The organism is Novosphingobium oxfordense (assembly GCF_044029435.1).
In the GTDB taxonomy this organism is placed as follows: Bacteria; Pseudomonadota; Alphaproteobacteria; order Sphingomonadales; family Sphingomonadaceae; genus Novosphingobium.
Map to the genome: position 1 here is coordinate 139,511 of NZ_CP147007.1, position 17,874 is coordinate 157,384.

General features: G+C 60.8%; 15 protein-coding genes. 8 read left to right on the top strand and 7 right to left on the bottom strand.

Annotated features, from left to right (window positions below; genetic code table 11):
• Position 1 precedes the first annotated feature (1 nt).
• From WBP07_RS20655 to WBP07_RS20665, 3 genes are all read left to right on the top strand, one after another.
• Positions 2–265, top strand: a complete 264-nt coding sequence (locus WBP07_RS20655; protein ID WP_395396302.1) for a cytochrome C oxidase subunit IV family protein — start codon at positions 2–4, stop codon at positions 263–265.
• Between the two features lie 617 nt (positions 266–882).
• Positions 883–1,218: a hypothetical protein gene (locus WBP07_RS20660; RefSeq protein WP_395396303.1), complete on the top strand. Its 336-nt coding sequence runs from the start codon at positions 883–885 to the stop codon at positions 1,216–1,218.
• A gap of 10 nt (positions 1,219–1,228) precedes the next feature.
• The gene (locus WBP07_RS20665) at positions 1,229–1,819 is read left to right on the top strand and encodes a glutathione binding-like protein (protein WP_395396304.1); all 591 of its coding nucleotides are present in this window, start codon (positions 1,229–1,231) and stop codon (positions 1,817–1,819) included.
• Between the two features lie 138 nt (positions 1,820–1,957).
• Here the strand turns inward: WBP07_RS20665 and WBP07_RS20670 are convergent, their stop codons facing one another.
• The 4 genes from WBP07_RS20670 to WBP07_RS20685 form a co-directional block, all read right to left on the bottom strand.
• Positions 1,958–2,281: a hypothetical protein gene (locus WBP07_RS20670; protein WP_395396305.1), complete on the bottom strand. Its 324-nt coding sequence runs from the start codon at positions 2,279–2,281 to the stop codon at positions 1,958–1,960.
• A gap of 231 nt (positions 2,282–2,512) precedes the next feature.
• The gene (locus WBP07_RS20675) at positions 2,513–4,207 is read right to left on the bottom strand and encodes a thiamine pyrophosphate-binding protein (RefSeq protein ID WP_395396306.1); all 1,695 of its coding nucleotides are present in this window, start codon (positions 4,205–4,207) and stop codon (positions 2,513–2,515) included.
• Between the two features lie 335 nt (positions 4,208–4,542).
• On the bottom strand, positions 4,543–4,731 hold the full coding sequence (locus WBP07_RS20680; RefSeq protein ID WP_395396307.1) for a hypothetical protein: 189 nt from the start codon (positions 4,729–4,731) through the stop codon (positions 4,543–4,545).
• A 468-nt stretch (positions 4,732–5,199) separates the two neighbouring features.
• On the bottom strand, positions 5,200–5,763 hold the full coding sequence (locus WBP07_RS20685; protein WP_395396308.1) for a DUF4142 domain-containing protein: 564 nt from the start codon (positions 5,761–5,763) through the stop codon (positions 5,200–5,202).
• Between the two features lie 136 nt (positions 5,764–5,899).
• Here WBP07_RS20685 and WBP07_RS20690 point away from each other — a divergent pair, with 136 nt between their 5' ends.
• The gene (locus tag WBP07_RS20690; protein ID WP_395396309.1) at positions 5,900–6,319 is read left to right on the top strand and encodes a DUF3597 domain-containing protein; all 420 of its coding nucleotides are present in this window, start codon (positions 5,900–5,902) and stop codon (positions 6,317–6,319) included.
• A 569-nt stretch (positions 6,320–6,888) separates the two neighbouring features.
• Here the strand turns inward: WBP07_RS20690 and WBP07_RS20695 are convergent.
• Both WBP07_RS20695 and WBP07_RS20700 read right to left on the bottom strand, forming a co-directional pair.
• Entirely contained in the window at positions 6,889–7,785 is an 897-nt protein-coding gene (locus WBP07_RS20695) for an iron-containing redox enzyme family protein (protein ID WP_395396310.1), read from the bottom strand.
• 175 nt (positions 7,786–7,960) lie between these two features.
• Positions 7,961–8,107 (bottom strand): hypothetical protein, encoded by a 147-nt coding sequence (locus tag WBP07_RS20700; protein WP_395396311.1) that lies wholly within the window; start codon positions 8,105–8,107, stop codon positions 7,961–7,963.
• 128 nt (positions 8,108–8,235) lie between these two features.
• Here WBP07_RS20700 and WBP07_RS20705 point away from each other — a divergent pair, with 128 nt between their 5' ends.
• Positions 8,236–8,610 (top strand): hypothetical protein, encoded by a 375-nt coding sequence (locus tag WBP07_RS20705; RefSeq protein WP_395396312.1) that lies wholly within the window; start codon positions 8,236–8,238, stop codon positions 8,608–8,610.
• A 165-nt stretch (positions 8,611–8,775) separates the two neighbouring features.
• On the opposite strand, the gene WBP07_RS20710 is transcribed toward WBP07_RS20705, so the two are convergent.
• Positions 8,776–9,636 (bottom strand): hypothetical protein, encoded by an 861-nt coding sequence (locus WBP07_RS20710; RefSeq protein WP_395396313.1) that lies wholly within the window; start codon positions 9,634–9,636, stop codon positions 8,776–8,778.
• A gap of 2,004 nt (positions 9,637–11,640) precedes the next feature.
• Here WBP07_RS20710 and WBP07_RS20715 point away from each other — a divergent pair.
• The 3 genes from WBP07_RS20715 to WBP07_RS20725 all read left to right on the top strand — a co-directional run bounded on the left by WBP07_RS20715 (position 11,641) and on the right by WBP07_RS20725 (position 17,479).
• On the top strand, positions 11,641–12,843 hold the full coding sequence (locus WBP07_RS20715; RefSeq protein ID WP_395396315.1) for an ROK family protein: 1,203 nt from the start codon (positions 11,641–11,643) through the stop codon (positions 12,841–12,843).
• 339 nt (positions 12,844–13,182) lie between these two features.
• Positions 13,183–15,558 carry a TonB-dependent receptor gene (locus WBP07_RS20720; RefSeq protein WP_395396316.1) on the top strand — a complete coding sequence of 792 codons (2,376 nt, stop codon included), beginning with the start codon at positions 13,183–13,185 and terminating at the stop codon, positions 15,556–15,558.
• A gap of 10 nt (positions 15,559–15,568) precedes the next feature.
• Positions 15,569–17,479, top strand: coding sequence for a sulfatase-like hydrolase/transferase (locus WBP07_RS20725; RefSeq protein WP_395396317.1), 1,911 nt, complete (start codon positions 15,569–15,571; stop codon positions 17,477–17,479).
• Positions 17,480–17,874: the final 395 nt, after the last annotated feature.

Sequence of the window (17,874 nt, forward strand, 5' to 3'; positions counted from 1 at the left end):
GATGGCCGAACTGCCTCGCCTCATCCTCGTATGGCTTGCGCTTTTGACAATGCTTGCTCTCACGATCGGCGGCAGCCTGCTTTCGCTCGGCCCGGTTTTGCCTTTTGTCAGTTACGGGTTGGCCGCGGCGAAGACAGTGCTGGTCTTCTGGTTTTTCATGGAAATGCGCCGTGAACCGGGCCTTGCGCGGCTCGCGGCCATGGCGGGATTTGTCTGGCTGGTGCTTCTTCTGGTATTTGTTGCCGCCGATGTGGCGACACGCTGACGGCGCTTCGCGATTTAGTCTTCGAAACTTATGACCGACGGCAACTCCGAGGCACCTTGGCGTGTTGGTAAGACGCGGGCCTTGGTCTGCGGATTTGTTAGAGGAGCGCCACGATGGATGGCGAGAGAGAGAGTTCGCGCCCCGGCGGTCCGGCGCCCCATGATGGGGGAACACCGCGATTTCTGCCCTTAGTGGTCGTTGGCCTGCTTGCGATGGTCATTGTGGCGGCGCTGATTGTATTCGCCTTGCGCCACGAATGGGCTGCGTCCGGGTCAGACAAGCCGGCCCCGGCTTCGCAGGTCGCACCGGCGGATAAGTGATCGATAACACCAAAACATACCGCTCGCACCGAACGCTATCGGGAGGCCACCGGAGTGACCGTGTCTCACGATGGCATCCAGATGCAAATCAGAACTGCGAAGCAATCCCTGGGCGCCCCGAACCTATGCAGGTTGGAGTGGAGATTACCTGGCAGGTTCGACGTCATCGAAGCGGGTTGCCGACGGAAACAGGCACGCCCCCGCGTCAGGCAGCATCGCCTCGACCAGTCGGCGTTGCCGTTCCAGAAACCGGCGCGAGTGCGAAGCGTTCAGCGATTGAGCATCAGGAGAGCGTCGATGGCGAAATTTCATTTCAGACCCACTCTCAAGATGGCATCGGCTGTCCGACGAGGCTTACGCCTGAGCCAGAAGTTTGAAAGTGAGGGTACGCAGGTGAGCGTTGACAGGGCAGACCAATTGGCAGAGCGTCGCGAGACCTCCGGGGCAGACATGAAGTCCATGCCCAGCTTCGCCGCGCGCCATGTCGTCGACCGGCAAGCGAACATGCACAAGTGGAATTCGGAAAGCGACCCTTCCGCCGGATTCATCGCGTGGCTTCTCTGGGGCGGCGACGCTGGCAGGGCCTGGGCGGAACGTAAGTTGCAGCAACTGGAGAACCGGCACGAAAGCTAGGGAGAGGCTGATGAAGCTTTACTACTCACCGGGCGCCTGCAGCCTTGCCGACCATATCGCACTTGTCGAGGGCGGGTTGCCTTTCGAGCCGATAAAGGTCGATCTCAAGACCAAGACAGTCGAGAAGGGCGGGGATTTCAAGAAGATCAATCCCAAGGGCTACGTGCCGGTTCTTGAGCTGGACGATGGGTCCATACTCACTGAGAACGTCGCGATCCTCAGTTATATCGCAGAGCGGGCCAGCGGGCTCAAGCTTCCAGGCGAAATGGGCAAATTCAGGGTTCTGGAAGCATTGGCCTATATTTCGACGGAATTGCACAAGGGTTTCAAGCCGTTCTTCAGCGGCGCGTCCGATGAAGACAAGGAGCGAGCGAGAGAAGTCCTTACCAAGCGCTTTGCGTTCTTTGACGCCGAGCTCGCCGAGCAGGACTTTGCAGCAGGTGAGAATTTCACGGTGGCAGACTGTTATCTCTTCGTGATGCTGTTCTGGGCCAAGACCAAGGCGAGCTTAGACCTGACGTCCAACCTCTCCGCATATTACGGGCGGCTTTCTGCCCGGGAAGGCGTCCGCAAGGCGTTGGCCGACGAAGGGTTGGGGTGAGCGGGGGTGGCCACCGGCCCCCTTGGAACGACAACTGGCATGTCATCGGTGGACTTTCATGCAAGCGGGACGGGTCGGGAAGGGTGGCAAGCGTGTCGCCGGGTGGCTACTTCGCACCAAGCAGCGTGTGGCCGGTTATCATTGTGACCTCCACGCCATTGCACTGGATGAAGCAATGGTGGGGAACGCCAAGCCGGTGTTTTTGCCAATCTGCCATGCATGATCAACGTGAACTCGTGTGCGAATTGTTTCGCGTGAACCGCAGATCGCACTGAAATGGCGGCTGTCGGAATACGCCATTTCGACGAGTTGCTGGCCCTCTGCCACCTTGCTGCGTCCGCCGGGCGTGAATTCGTGCCGCTTGGCGCCGAGACCAGTGGTATTGCGCGCGACCGCGCCGAGCACCTCTGCGATGCCCTTTCGCAGCGAAGGGGCCGGCGGCACTTGCTCGGTCAGGAGCAAACGCGAAGCCGGGTTTGACTGACCGGCCCAAATAATTGCGAAACATGGCAGTGTCGCCAGTGCGGCCGTATAGGACGGCACGCATCCTACCTGCGGGCAGGACGTGTCAGCTCTTCGCGCGGAACATTTCCCAATGGCGTCCCATGCCCTCCTCACGACGCCCTGCACTCCACGGAAATGCTGCCGGTACCGGCGCCGATAATGGTAGCTTCACAGTTACGGTCCGCCATGTCAGCGGCTGCCCAAGCTGTGCCAGGCTTCGCGCACCTTGGCGATCCCGAAGCGAACCACCTGGGCCGGATCGATATGCGGCATGGTCGGCAGCTCGTTCGGGTCGACGATCGCATGCAGGATGGCAGGACCCGGTGCCGCCAGGAACTCTTTCACGGTCGCATCCAGCAAAGCCGGATCGCGCACGGTGAACCCTCGTGCCCCGCAAGCGCGCGCGAATGCCGCGAAGTCGACATTGGGAAAAGTCGTTCCGCTTGCGGCTGGCAGAGCGGCGACCTCCATCTCGAGATGGACGAGGCCCCATTGCGCATTGTCGTAGACGACGATCTTGACAGGCAGGCGATGTTCGACACTCGTCATGAACTCGCCGAGCAGCATCGTCATTCCACCATCGCCGACATGGGCGATGACCTGGCGGCTGAGGTCGAGCAACTGTGCGCCATTAGCGAGGCCAAGGCCCGTACCGACTGCGGCATTGTTGTATGAGCCGGTTCCCTGCTGCCGGCCGCTCTGGCGCCACCAGTTCGCCGCCCAGAGCGTCACCTCGCCGGTATCGGTCACGATGATCGCATCGGACGCAGCATGGTCGCTGATTGATCGCGCAAGCGCCGGCGCGTGGAGCGTGCCGGGGGTGCGCGCGGGGTCGGCACGCTTGTCGAGCATTGCGTTCCATTCGGCGCGTGCGGTCTGCGCCGTCTGCTGAAATGCGGAGTCGGTCCTTTCGGGCAGCTGTTCGAGCAGCATCTCGAGAGCCGGCCGCACCGATCCGATGATGCCAAGAGCGACCGGCGCGCGCCTGCCGAGCGCGAGCGCGCGTTCATCGATCTGGATCACCTTGCCATGCTTGGGCAGGAATTCCGAGTAGGGATAGTCAGTGCCGAGCATGAGCAGGAGATCGGCATCGTTGATGGCATCGACTCCGGCTTTCGTGCCGATGAGGCCCACGCCACCGATCCAATGCGGATGAGTGAAGGGCAGGATGTCTTTGCCGCGAAACGTGTGCATGAGCGGCGCCTTCAGGCGCTCGGCTAACCGCTCGAGCTGCGATGCGGCTCCATGGCAACCATGGCCGCAGAAAACTGCGACGGTCTTGGCTTCGCCGATCAGGCGCGCGGCCTCGCCGATGTCCGCCGGATCGGGCGCGACCTCGGGACGCGGGCGCAGCGTCGGCAGGCTCGGGACCTCGCCGGAAACCTTCGCCGCAAAAACTTCCGGCGGCACATTGATATGTGCGACGCCGCGTTCCGCATAGGCTGCCGCGATTGCTTCGCGAATGACGGCGGGTGCCTGCTCGGGCGAGGCGATGACCTGGCTGTAGACAGCAACGTCGCGAAAGAGGAGGGCCGGGTCATCCTCCTGAAGGTAATCGGTGCCGCGCTTATCCGCCGGGACGCCGCCGGTGATGGCGAGCACGGGTGCATGATCCTTGCGTGCCTCATAGAGGCCTGCAACCAGATGATTGCCGCCGGGCCCCGTCGTCCCGCAGCAGACGCCGAGACGGCCGGTGAGCTTCGCCTGTCCCGTTGCCGCCAGCGCCCCGCCTTCCTCGTGCCGAACGCCGAACCAGTTGATCCGATCATCGGTGTCGAGGGCGTGGGTTAGAGGATTGAGCGCATCGCCGACCACTCCGAAAACATGGGAAACGCCGACTTGGGCAAGCGTATCGACCAGCAACTCGGCAACCGTTCGCGACATCGGGCACTCCTTCTGAGGTTGTCAGATAACGCTTCGGGACCGCCAAGCGCTCCCGATCATGGCAATCATTGAAAAGGAAACGGGCGGGCACGGCTGTTTGAACGTCGGCCCAGAGCGCGGAAAGCTCTTTGGATCAATTCTGTGAAGGATAGGACGCATTCGAGATATGGCTTCCTGCTGGCAGATATGGGAGGGCTTCCTGCCGCCTAGTCCGGTGGCCCCAATCAGGAAAAGGAAACGCCTGCTTCTGCCGAAAACGACCTCACAATGACCACAAATTAGCGGTCAATGCGAGTGGGCCGAAGTTCTCGTCATGGGGGGCAAGTCCGGATCATTCACCGATCCCGGCAATCCGGCAGACTGCCGAGCGCATCGTTGAAACACTCACCGATATCCGGCCGCACGAGCATGGCACTCTGCTGATCGACGGCGCAAAATGGGGCGTCGGCGGCGACACGCAGTCGAGCGAATTCGGCAAGCCCATGCCCCAACCGCCTGGAACCCAACCGCTTCACGTTACGCATCAGTGCTTTCGATGGTGCAGGAACCGCGCCGGACAAGCCGAAGCCTGCCGCCGATACGGTGAGCGAATGATGCCTTCGGTTTTCCGATCGGAGCCGGCATCGTGACGCCGAAAGGCTGAAGGCAACTCAGCTGGTTAGTGCCGGTCCTAAATCCGTGATCCAGCAGTAGGTCCGGAAATGACGGGTTGACGTAGTATTGGCAGGTTTTGGGGTAGTCAGGCTGCGAAGCTATGCCCTTCGTAGCAGGAAGCGGTGAAAACCGCTGATGGGGAGAAAATTTTCGGCCTGCGGATGCAGCGCTGCACGTGCCTGCGGGCGCGCGCAATGACCGCTCGTTAGAATATTTTCCAGAGGTCTGTGTCGGCACAGGCGTAACCGCGCCCCAGGAAGCGCACGGTATCCACAGCCAGTTCAAGCTCGGTGGACCGCGCGCGATCGTCCTGGGGGACGCGATTGCTATTTCAGAGATTAAAGTCCCTTTGCCATATTGAGATGGGCGGTCACGATCGGAACAAGCTTTGTCGCGAACGCTTTTAGGGAGGGCACGTCGCCACTAGCCGAGTAAGCTTTGAGGGCATCGAGCGTCGCCTGATGGCCACTGCGCTGCGCATCGGCATAGGCCTTGTCAAACTCCGCGCCCGACTTCGAAGCGAGACCGTCGAGAGTTTGCTGCTGCGCCGGGGTCAGCGTTGGCGAAGGGACGATCGCCGGTGAGGCAGCGGCGGCAGCAGAAATCAGCTTGGCCGTGGAATCGGTGTGCGCCTTGATCATTTCCTCGGCAAAATGCTTCACATTCGCGGACTTCGCCTGGGTTGCGGCAAGCTTCGAGCTTTCGATCTCGAACTTGTCACTCGCTGCGGCGGCATCAGCGAACGCTTGACCGGGGGTGGCCTGCGGTGAGGCGACCGGCTGGGTTATGCTGACGTCGTTCACGGTAGTCGAGTTTTCGGTAACAGGCTTTTCGGCCTTTTTACCGCAACCACCAAGGCCCAATGCGGCGATCGAGACAACAAGCAAGAAAGAATGTTTCATAAGGTTGCTCCCAGACGGAACCATACGGACTTTCGTCTGATTAACCGCTTGGGCCCCATAGTGTTCCAGACGGTGCGATATACAGTCCGTCATTTTCGAAATGGGTGCGCGTGGAAAAACACAGCAGGAGTGAGCGATGAGTGTTTTCGGAAACATAATGGGCAAGATCTTTGGTCGTCACAACGGCAACACCGCACCGGCTCAGTCGCCGGCGTCGCCTAGTGCTCAATCGTCCGGCTCTCCGGCGCAACCAACTCCGGCTGCGCCCGACCCCGCAGCGGCGACAGAGGCGCCTCAGGTTGATGTCGAGGCGGTTTTGGAGGCTATGGCCGCAACGAAGAATGATCACGGCGGCAACTACAAGACTTCCATCGTCGATCTTCTGAAACTTCTCGATCTCGATTCCAGCCTCTCTGCGCGCAAGGATCTAGCGCAGGAACTGGGCGTTCATGCGGGCGACGACGGCTCGGCCCAGCAAAACATCGCCCTTCACCGCGCCGTTATGGACAAGCTCGCCGAAAATGGCGGGATTGTGCCCGACAGCTTGCGACAGTAGCACAGCATTTCCGCTTCGAGCGCCCCCGTTGCGTGAAGCGCCCTGTCGATGTGTGGAAGTGATGAGACTTGACCATCGGGCAGGGCGTTGTCGGGGGAGGCACGGCTCTGCCATAGCCGATTGCGAAATTAACGTAGCTTTGCTGCGCGGCCTGGAGCGACTGGATAACGTGCTTGTCCTGGGAACCGAGGATGGTTCGTCCTCGAGGATCGGATCAGCCCTTCTAGCGACGGAAATAATCGTTCGCCGGAATGACGGCCTACACTCTTGCATTTTGGCCCGTTGCCGTTCCCGAAGCGTTGCCCCGAAGCCGAGCCGGTTCGTCACCTGTAAGCCGTGACTGTTCTCTCGGCCCGTTGCCCTCTGGCGGCTCGGAGGAGGATAATCGGGCCGCAGGGGGAGAACGCGCCTTACGGACGCATCGGTGCTGAGCCATAATTGGATTAGAGCGACAGAGCGCTGGTCGGCCAGCGCTTTGTCAACTGATCTGCCTATGGGATGCTGCGATGAAAGGCGAAGCGTCCGTGCAACAGTAAATGGGTCTGCCGACCTGGCGGATCGTGCGAGGATCAGTTCCAGAGGTGAGCGCGGTAGCGTTCGAAGCACCGCGCTCCACACCTGAGGCGCATAAGCGCGCCCTCGGCGATGGCTGTGGCTAGCTCGGGATTTTGCCTGACCAATGGTCGCAAAGCTTCGCGATTCCAGTCTGCGCTATGTTTGACGTCGAGGACGGCGTGAAGATCGAAATATCGTCGCTCGCTATCGCTGAGCCCGATGCGTCGGAGGCCCTGCGCGACCATCGCCGACCGACCGGGCGCCGTCAGTTCGATGACGCCGAGGCCACCGATCGAATGCCATGCATAGCTGCGATTTGTCGCCATCGCGGTCATCGCATTTGCGAGGGCGAGACTTTCCCAAACCGTGGTATCGATCTTTGGGTCAACGCTCAGCGTTTCGACGAGACGCGCGAGCATCGGTCCATGCATTCCCTTGGCATTGCCGCGGCCCATTTCGTCCCAATAATTGCGCGCGAGTTCGAGTTTGGCAGGGATGGGCAGCTTAACCTGTGTGTAGGCGACGAGGTCGTCGAAGCCCGCTTCGCCGGCGGCCTCCTGCTCGAAAAACCAGCGTATCTCATCGCGCGTCGCCTCCTCGGCGAGCCAAGGAAAGAGCGCGTCCCCCTGGCCAGGGCCGGTCGTACTAAGCTCTTCGAACCATGCGATGAAGCCGTCGGCATCCGTCGGCGCGCGCGCGGCGTCTTCGCGTACCGCGGAACGAAGTTCCTCGAGAAAGGCGATCTCGAGGCGATGCATGCGCGTGTCGCGGTCCTCGGCCGCGCGCCAGTTGGCGGGAGGCAGGCTGGGGGCGAGACGTTCATGATTCCAATGAGCAAGGGATTGCTGGAATCGGTCGTTGAGGAATTGCGAAGCGCCGGCCACGGCGCGCGAATTGAAGAGAGTAGCCATGCTGCAAACAACAACGAGAAGCGTACCCAGTTCCTGATCGCTCGACCGCGAGCGGGAAAGTGAAGCTTGTCACGTTCGCCTGCTTGCCACTGGAAGGGCTGGCGTGTTTAGGGCGCCAGTGATCGAGTTCAGGTCGCTCTGGTCAATGCCGGTAAGATCCAAAATGCACCTAATTTCAACTGCGGTTCCAGGTGGCATCTTTTCCGTTGAAACCATGCACGGTGGCAATACGCGCGTAAAACCGCTCGCCGCCCCCATAATGGAGAGCCTGAGAGGCTTTGCGCAGCAACGGCTTGTATCCACTTGATTTTTGCACGAACATTCACACCCAAGAAGGCTCGTTTCGGGCTGCTTTGAAATCACGTATTTGGCGTTCGGCGAATAAGTACCCGCCTTGATGATCGTGATAGAAATCGAAAGTGATGGTGGCGACATCTTGGGTCTCGATGCATGTCCAACAAAATGGTGCGTGTTGTCGTTACGCGGTTGGTAGGCATTGAGCAGCCTTGCGCGGCTATGCAAAACCTCGTTGTCTCCACTTCTGCCGGAATACAGCGTTGGTTCGCCGCAAGACTGAAAACAGGGGGCGCCCCAGTCCCCGGCCAGCGCCTCACCATCGTTGCATCGGTGTTCACGGCTCATCGCGACCGACTACCTCTGGTGTTTGTCAGCGAGGTTGACACCCGCGTTGCAGCAAGGATGGGCAAGGTTGAAATTCAAGCAATGACATCGGCCATGTCGGCACAGGAAATCGTCGTCTCCGCCAAGTTCTCCAGCCTCGCCGCAACTCGCCCCTCGAGGCGCGAATTTTGGGCTCGTGAATAGATGGGTGCTTGCGGCACAACCTGTAAATATTCAGGATTTCCCGCTCGGAAGGGAGGACACAGCTTACTCTCACCACCCGCTATCGGATCGCAACTCCAATAAATGCCTACTGCGACCTATGGGGACGTGTTTTTCTGAATGATTTTCACAAGGCAGTACTAAACGTCATTCGTCGGCGCTCGGAGTTATCGACCTAAAGGTGATGACCTCCGTGAGCCTAGGGTGGGCCAGCGGCCACCATCTCATGTAGAGAAGGAGCCCACCGACAAAGATGCCGATCGTGCCGGCCGTCAGTTGGCCGGTGGTCAAATTGACGCCTAGCAAGGAGGCGAAGCCCAGGATGCATGCCATGACAATGGACGCGGCAAGCCAGGACGCACGGTTCGGAGAGAGCATCGGCGACCAATTCTCGGGGTCGATGCCTGCGCGCACGAAGACGTCGGGGTCGAACCGAAGGTCCGGATATTTCGCAAGGCGGCGAAGCAGCGCCACGCGCACCTCGTGCGCGTTGCGAAACCGTAGACACCCCAGGACATCGCTGCGCAACTGCAGCGGCAGGAAACGCTGGACCAACGCGCCGTTCGCATCACGATACCAGAATGTCATCCGCGCATTGGGGGCCACGCGGTAGGCTTCCGCCGCGATACCGATGTCGTATGTCCGCTCCGGATTGCGCTCGATGCACCCCCACTCGATCCGCTGTCCGTTGGCGGGATGGTCAAGGTATGGGCCGTTTCCAAATTCGACTCCGTCGCTCGACACCCGAAACCATGCCCCGGGTTTCAACGCTGCCCAAACCAGCGCTATGGCGAGGCCAGCCGAAAGCGATGCTGCCAAAAGAATCAAGATAACAACAAATCCGGGACTGTTGACGCTGGAGATTTTTGCAAATCCGGCGACCGGCAGCCATATTGCAAATAAGATGCATGGAAGTGAGGCGCTGCAGCAGAACAAACGCGTCCCCACTATATCCGGAATACCATCTATCGTTTCGAAGCTAGCTTCATCGATGGCTATGGTAATCACGCAGAACCCCTTGCTTGCTGATACGGCAGGGGAGCTAGATTTTTATCCATGCCGCAGTGCCTGCCATAGAGTCTAGATAGCTGACAATATCCAGTTTTTCCAAACGAGGAGTGTTCACTGGCGGTTTGCATTATGAGGGTTTGGCTGGCTGGCGGGTGGCGCGCCGCTTGACCGCGCCAATGTGGGGAATTCCCAGTATGAAAGGCCTCATGATGGAACGAACCCGATACGGACTAATGGAGAGCTTCTTTTGAACCGAAGCATCGCCCATTCATGGAACCCGCCGGGTAGGCCACTATAATACAATGGAGCGTGCAATGACGATCAATATCTGACGCCGATCTCGCTCGCGCTCGGCGCGCCGGCGGCCCATGCTCATGCAATATGGATCGAGCGCGATCATTTGAAAGAAATCGCGCGCGGGCCGTGCGGAGCCATGCGCCAATGCCGTTCAAGAGCGCCCCGGTCGCCACGGACGGCAACAGCATCGTCCAGATGCGCGATGGCAAGCCTGTTGGCGATGCCAGCCTCGCTACGATCCCGCCAGAGAAGGAGTCGAAAGCGTTGAAGACCGATGCGCAAGCATGTTCGATGTGCCCCCACGCGAAATGGGCCGAGCTCGGCCTGCTAGCCTTGTCGCCAATTGACCGAGAGGCAGCGATCGTTTTCAGGGCATCATCGGAAACGTGCGCGTCTGCGCAACGCGAAGACCCCCAGGAAGATTGCCCGCGGAAAGGCAGGACATGGACGCGTAGATCATACCTTTAGGTGGTTGCCAAACCGCTACTGTCCTGCATAGTGACTTCCTTCCTTGAAGGGAGGAGGGGGCTGGGAGGTGCGACCCGAACTCAGCAACGGCGGCTGGCTTTTTTCCGACCCCTAAGCTGCCGCCGCCCCTTACTTCGCGACCGCTTCCAACAGCGGGTGAACGTGTTTCCCACACCGGTTAATCAAGTCATTTCGATGCGGCGCCCTGCGGCGCTGCGTTTGCCATCGCCTGCGGGCACTGCCCGAGTATCGGTCGGCTTTACCAATCCTTGCCGAATTGTTCGAGAAGTGCGTTCGAAGGAGAGCCAGTTTGCTATCATCCATTTCGGATTCGCACGCCCTTTCGGACTTCGATATATGGCACCCGCCGGTGCCCGAAAACGGGCCCAGCTTCCGCTCGGCCAACCATGCCGTGAGACGGTGAGCGCCGTCCGACCCGCGAGTTCGCAATCAGTTCTGCAGTGTGACGCACAATTTTGCTTACAGCTTGGAGCGATTAGCAGGCACTCCAGCTTCAGGAAGGCACTTTGCTCAAAAGAAGAGCCCTCGCATGGTACGCCACAGCTCTCTCTCTGTGGGCATAGACAGCAGCAATGGAGCGTCTGCGCCGAAGCGCCTCCTGGGCTTTGCGAGCTTCCTTTCGCGCGCGGCATAACAGGCGTTCAACGGAAGATTTCATAACCGACTCCAGTCCCGATTCAGCTTCACGCTATCGGGTCTGGCTTCAGGCACAAATGGGCTTCGGTGAGGTGCACGGTTCGTGCGCCTACCCGCTTTCTCGCCAGTCAAGGCTTCTGAAAAAGACCATGAGGCGAATTTCGCGTTCATCGCCCGCGGCCCTGCCGGCTCGATCACGCAAATCCCGATTTGTCTTTGAAACGTTACGATCTCCCAGCGGATGGTGTCGTACGCGCGGACTGACGTCATTGGCGACGCCGGGTAGAACGGCACGATGCGATTCCATTTTTGTCAATGTATTGGGCTGGGGTTGCATCATCGAGCTTGTTGTGAAGCCATGGACTAAGATCGCCTTGCGGCATCACCGTGAAATCGACCGCAGGGACTTGCGCCTGACAACCTACATCAGTTGTTCCAAGGTCTTGTGATTGACCTTTGTTCCTCAAGGGTATTCATCTGCAGGTCGCATCAACCCCGCGACGTACGGCGTGACATTTGACAGCACTTCCCTCTTGGTCGCATTTGCATAGTAGTTGCCGCACGACCAGGATCAGCCATTTGCGAAAGAGTTACGAAGCCCGGAACCGTCTGCGGTTGCTGAAGCTGATACGCAGGCACGGCGGGATATCGCGAACCGAACTCGCCGAATTGTCGGGGTTGACCAAAAGCACGGTAACCGCGCTCGTGGCGGAAATGACGGCAGGCGGGATCGTCCGCGAAGCGGCAGTACCGACTGTCGGCAGGGGGCGACCCCGGGTCCAGCTGGAAATCGACGAGCGCCGCGCGCACGCGGTTGCTCTGTTCCCCCTCGAGAATGGAACTGTCTCGATCGACGTTATCGATCTGAAAGGGCGGCGTGTCTTCTCCAGTCTGGCGCAAATCCGCGATTTCGACATGATCGATGATCTTCCGCGCCAATTGTCCGAGCCGATCGAGGCCGCCATCGCCGGCAGTTTAGTTCCCCGATCTGCTATCGGTGGCATCGGCATCGTCCTGCCGGGGCTGGTGGACCGGATCGGCGGTGTCGTTCACTGGCTGCCGTCCGCTGCCCCTCATGCCGAACTGCCGCTAGGCCGCCGCTTGTCGGACCGGCTGGGTGTTCCGGTATCGCTGGAGAACAGAGCCACGATCCTTGCCCGTGCGGAACACTGGTTCGGGGACAGCGGCGGGCAGGATGACTTCACGCTGATCGCTCTCATGGAGCTGGGGATGGGCGGCGCCCGCTATGTCGAAGGTGAATTGCTGACCGGCGTTCATGGTATGAACAGCGAGTTCGGCCATGTGAAAGTCGCCTTCGAGAACGGACGTTCCTGTCACTGCGGCGGCTCGGGCTGCCTCACCACGTACGCCAGTGCTTTCGGCGTCTTGACCGAGCTAGTGGGGGGGGCGGCCCTTCAAACATTCGACAAGGCCTCGATCAGGACGCTCTTCGATGAAGCCGTCGCCAAAGCGCTGTCAGGTGATGAACGCGCGCGCGCGGAATTCGAGCGGGCAGGGCGAGCACTGGCAGTGGCGGTAGCGAGCCACATCAATGAGCAGGACCCAGGGCGGGTCGTGGTTGTCACGGCTCATCCCGACCACGCTGCGCTGATGGCGGTTTCGTTTCAAGAAACGGTGGCCGCCCAGACGCTTCCCGCCCTTCGCGAACGCACGGAAGTCGACCTCAGGCCGATACAGCACGATGATTTGTGGAAGGGATCGGCGAGCCTGGCCCTGGAACGTATTTATGCTGGGCGATCGGTCGCCGAGGCCGGTTTTTAAGCCTGATAGATTTAGTTCGTTGACTGAATTAAATCGTGCGAATAGGTTGAGAATGTCAGGCAAATCCTCTCCGTCGCGCTTCCACGGCCGCGGTGAGCGGGCTGGCAGCATCCGAGGCGACAGCGTCAGGATCGCACTATCCGACACGACAGGAGGGAAGATGGGGCAATCCGCTCGAGGGGCACGGCTGTCCGCCGCCAATCCATAGGACACTGACCATTCCGGCAGAGCTCTTGCTCTGCCGCGTTATCGGGCATCTGCAGCGCCTGCACGCACGCCTCCGGTGGTGCGAACGGCGAAGCCATGCTCGATCCAGACACACCTTTCAGGATCACAAGCGTGCAACAATATTCGAACACAATCGCCCCGCGCCGCAATTGGCTGCCTGTCGCTCTGCTGCTGACTTCCGCGCTGGCGCCGATCGCCGCACATGCGCAGGAAACTGCGCCGAAGGATCAGCCGGGCGAAATCGTCGTCACTGCCCAAAAGCGCACCGAGCGCCTGCAGGACGTGCCGCTCGCCGTCACCGCGCTGTCGGGAGATACCCTTGCCTCGCGGCAGATCAACGATACGAGCGCGCTTGCCAATGCCGTCCCCTCGCTGACCTATACGCAGAACAACAACGTCTCCAATTCCACGTTCCGCATTCGCGGTATCGGCACTTCGCTGTACAACCAGGGGTCGGAATCCTCGGTCTCCACAGTGATCGACGGGGTTGTGCTGGCCCGGCAGGCGCAGGGTTTTGCCGACCTTGCCGATATCGAGCGGGTAGAGGTTCTGCGCGGCCCCCAGGGAACCCTGTTCGGCAAGAACGCGACCGGCGGCGTCATCAGCGTGGTCACCGCCCGGCCGACCCATGAATGGACCGCCCGTGCCGAAGCGACCGTCGCTGAGCAGGATGAATACCGCGTCAAAGGCACGATCTCCGGCCCGCTCGGCGATACGCTGCGCGCACGGGTGAGCGGCTTCTACAACGATGTCGGCGGCCACATCGACAATGTGGCGAATGGCAAGGACAAGAACGGCTTCACCAGTTGGGGCCTGCGCGGCAAGCTGGAGTGGGATGCGACCGAACGGCTGAACCTCCTGCTGTCGGCGGACTATCGCAAGACTGATGCCGATTGCTGCCAGCCGCAGTACCTGCAAGTCAGCACGCCGCTGCTGGCATCGCTGATCGCGCCGCTCGTGGCCGGCAGGCACAACCGTCAGGTCAATATCGACAGCCCTTCGTTCAACGACACCCGCCAGTGGATCGTCTCGCTCGAAGGCAATCTGGAACTGGGCGACCACACGCTGACCTCGATCACCGCCTGGCAGAAGTTCGATTTCGACAACAATGTCGATGTCGACGGCCTGCCTTATGACGGCCCGCTGTTGCTGCCTTATGGCCAAAGCAAGTACCTGCTGAACGGCGGCCCCGCCGGCGTGCGGCAGTTCTCGCAGGAACTGCGCCTGACCTCGCCCGAACATCAACCGCTGACGTATGTGCTAGGCCTCTATTACCTTGATCTCGATGTTACGCGCGGGTTCCGCCGCCGCCTTCAGTCCTGCGCGGGCGGGACCACCGTGATCGGCGCGGTCTGCCCCAACGTCGTGACCTCCTCCACCTGGCACGAAGCTTCGGGCGAAACGAGGCAGTGGGCGGCATTCGGTCAGGCCGAGTGGCATGTGATCGACCGCCTTTCGCTGATCGGCGGATGGCGGCTCCAGCGCGAGACCGTCAGCTATGTCGGCAATCGCCCGGGTACCGCGCTGGTTGCGGGCGACACCCCGCTGATGGGGGCTTCCGCAGGCAGCGGCTCCACCGCCGACACCGACCTTTCCGGCAAGCTGGGCCTGCAATACCGCTTCTCGCCCGACGCGCAGGCCTATGTGACGTGGACGCGCGGATACAAAGGCGCGGCGTACGATCTGGAAGTCAGCGCCGATTTTGCCAATCAGCGTGCGGTCCGTCCCGAGACGGTGAGGGCTTGGGAAGCGGGCCTCAAGCTCGACCTGCTCGATCGCAAGCTGTCCGTGAATACGGCACTGTTTTATGCGGACTATACCGATCTGCAGGTGCAGGCCGCCGTCACCGATCCGCTAACCAACATCACGACGTCGGTCCCGACCAATGCCGGCAGTGCCAGGACCAAGGGTGTCGAAATCGAATTCACCGCCCGCCCAGTTCGCGGGCTGAGCGTTCAGGCCGGCGGCACGTATCTCGACGCCAAGGTCGATGTCGATGGGCTCAGTTGCCCGCTCTACGACCAGGCCGCCGCGCAAGTGGCGAGCGGCAGCCCGGTCAACCAGTGCTACCGCACGGCGGCGGGCGCAGCGCCGCTGCTCAATGTGCGCGGGGGGCGCATTCCCAACGCGCCGAAGTGGCGCGGAACCGCATCCCTGCGCTATGAAAGCGACATTGCCGGTAGCGATCTGGCCGCCTTCGCGCAGCTATCCGGCAACGCCCAATCGAAGATCCAGTTCGCGTTGGAGCAGGACCGCGATCTGGTTCAGGGCGCTTACGCCACGTTCGACTTCAGCCTTGGCCTGCGCCGGCAGGACGGGCGCTATGGCGTCACGCTGTTCGTGCGAAATCTTACCGATCGGCATTTCGTGACCGGCATGGGCCGGGCCTCGGTCCTTACCAATGCTGCCAACCCCTACAATCTCACCGGGTTCATTCCGAAGGATGCCGATCGCTACTTCGGCGCAACCTTCACGTTCCAGTATTGAGGAGAAGGTCATGAGCCGGATTACCCGCAGAAACCTGCTTTCGACCGGTGCGGCGGCCGCAGCCGCCGGTCTCGCCGCCAAAGTGCAGGCCATCCCCGCAGGAAAGGACCGCCCCAACATCCTCTGGCTGGTGAGCGAGGACAACAATCCCTTCATCGGCGCCTATGGAGACCGACTGGCCCACACGCCGACGCTGGACCGACTGGCGCGCGAGGGCATCCTCTATCGCAACGTCTATTCCAATGCCCCGGTCTGCGCGCCGTCGCGGTTCGGCATCATCACCGGCGTGCATCCCGAAAGCGCCGGGCCCGCCCACAACATGCGTGCCGTGGCGAAGCTCCCGCCCCTGCTGGCAGGCTTTCCCGAATATTTGCGCGAGGCGGGTTACTACTGCACCAACAACGCCAAGACCGACTACAACTGCGACCTCAAGCCGGAGAAGATCTGGAACGCATCGAGCAAGCAGGCACACTGGCAGGGCCGCCCGGAGGGTGCGCCGTTCTTCGCCGTCTTCAACACCGAGACGACGCATGAATCGCGTATCTTCCAGACGCTCGATGGTCAGGTGAAACCGGAGGATATCCGCGTTCCCGCCTATCTGCCTGACACGCCCGGCATCCGGCAGGACTTCGCGACTTATTACAATCTCATGGAGAAGATGGACGGAGAGATCGCGGCACGTCTTGCGGAGCTGGACGCGGCGGGTCTCTCCGAAGACACCATCGTCTTCTACTATTCCGACAACGGCGGTGTCCTGCCTCGCAGCAAGCGCTATTGCTACGACGAGGGCCTGCGCTGCGCGATGATCGTGCGGATCCCGGAAAAGTGGCGCCATCTCGCCCCCGGCGCACCGGGCCGCGAGGTGCAGGCGCCGGTGACTTTCATCGACCTTGCGCCGACCGTGTTGTCACTGGCCGGGATCGCCAAGCCGGCGCACATGCAGGGATCGGCCTTCCTTGGCCGCTATGCGGGGAAACCCAAGACTTACGCCTTCGGCATGCGAAACCGCATGGACGAACGCTATGACATGGCCCGCACGGTGACCGACGGTCGCTATCGCTACATCCGCAACTATTCGCCCCATCGTCCCTGGGGGCAGCATGGCCAGTTTCAGTGGATCGCCAAGGGCTATCAGGACTGGGAAACCGCGCATCTGGCAGGCACGCTGAACCCGGCGCAGGACCTTTATTGGCAGCGCAAGCCGTTCGAACAGTTCTTCGATCTGGAAAGCGACCGCGATCAGGTAACGAACCTGATCGACAATCCGGTGCATCATGCACGCATCGAAGCCATGCGTGGCGCGCTCGACGCACACATGCTGGACGTCAACGATAACGGATTCATCCCTGAAGGTTCGGCCATCGAAGGCTATGCCGAAAGCCGGCATGCAAATGTGTATCCCCTCAAACGGATCATGGACGTTGCGGCTCTTGCGGCCGAGGGCCGGCCCTCCACTCTTGCGGCCCTGCTGAAGCACCTTCGGGACGAGAATGCAGAAATCCGCTATTGGGCGGCGCAGGGATTACTGATCCGTGGGGAGGGCGCTCGCTCTGCCTTGAGTGCCATTGTCGAGATCATGCGCGCAGATTCTTCAGCCCATGTGCGGATTGCGCTCGCCGAACTTGCCGCAGCGTTAACTGCCGATCTGGAACCTGTTGCGCTGTTGACTGACATGCTTGCAACCTCGCCCAACCCTAGAATTCGCCTGCAGGCTATCAACGCGCTTACCTATATCGGCGAGAAGGCTCGTCCTGCACGCGCTGCCATCGAACGGGCGGCGAATGAGGATGACGAGTACCTCAAAGCGGCAGGGCGTTATCTGGGCTTCGTGCTGGACGGAACCTACACGCCGTCTTCGCCGGTGCTGGACATCAAGGCGTTCATGGAGCGCATGCGATCGGCTCCGGGAGCAGTGGGATGAAAAATGCCACAAAGGGGTGCCCTGGAGGACGGACACGCTTGCCGAAATTTCGGCGGGGGACCTCCTCCATTGGCCCCGCGATTATCGCCGCGAGTCTTCTACAATTGCAAATCCTTCAGGAGATTGCTTTCTCTATGAGCTTGTAATCGGCCCGCACTTGGCACTGCGCTAGTTGCCCTCAACCTCTAGGAAAAGTTCTGTGGGTTGGCTCCGGTCGCAGAGCTCGCGATGCGCCGACTTTCGAGCAGGACGAACCCGCGCTAAATCCAACCGGGGGGACGGGTAGCGCGCCGCCCTCGCGGCTGGCCTGTCCGTCGAGCCACGTGCTTCAGATGGCGACCGACGTATCATTTTGAGCCGGTTCTTGGGGGCGGACGCCGTCATGGTCCGGGATT

Excerpts from the sequence above, each read along its gene's own strand:
- WBP07_RS20660 (WP_395396303.1), top strand. The coding sequence starts at position 883 with ATGGCGAAATTTCATTTCAGACCCACTCTCAAGATGGCATCGGCTGTC.
- WBP07_RS20705 (WP_395396312.1), top strand. The coding sequence starts at position 8,236 with ATGTCCAACAAAATGGTGCGTGTTGTCGTTACGCGGTTGGTAGGCATT.
- WBP07_RS20725 (WP_395396317.1), top strand. The coding sequence starts at position 15,569 with ATGAGCCGGATTACCCGCAGAAACCTGCTTTCGACCGGTGCGGCGGCC.
- WBP07_RS20680 (WP_395396307.1), bottom strand. The coding sequence starts at position 4,731 with ATGCGTAACGTGAAGCGGTTGGGTTCCAGGCGGTTGGGGCATGGGCTT.
- WBP07_RS20675 (WP_395396306.1), bottom strand. The coding sequence starts at position 4,207 with ATGTCGCGAACGGTTGCCGAGTTGCTGGTCGATACGCTTGCCCAAGTC.
- WBP07_RS20655 (WP_395396302.1), top strand. The coding sequence starts at position 2 with ATGGCCGAACTGCCTCGCCTCATCCTCGTATGGCTTGCGCTTTTGACA.
- WBP07_RS20700 (WP_395396311.1), bottom strand. The coding sequence starts at position 8,107 with ATGTTCGTGCAAAAATCAAGTGGATACAAGCCGTTGCTGCGCAAAGCC.
- WBP07_RS20665 (WP_395396304.1), top strand. The coding sequence starts at position 1,229 with ATGAAGCTTTACTACTCACCGGGCGCCTGCAGCCTTGCCGACCATATC.
- WBP07_RS20695 (WP_395396310.1), bottom strand. The coding sequence starts at position 7,785 with ATGGCTACTCTCTTCAATTCGCGCGCCGTGGCCGGCGCTTCGCAATTC.
- WBP07_RS20690 (WP_395396309.1), top strand. The coding sequence starts at position 5,900 with ATGAGTGTTTTCGGAAACATAATGGGCAAGATCTTTGGTCGTCACAAC.
- WBP07_RS20685 (WP_395396308.1), bottom strand. The coding sequence starts at position 5,763 with ATGAAACATTCTTTCTTGCTTGTTGTCTCGATCGCCGCATTGGGCCTT.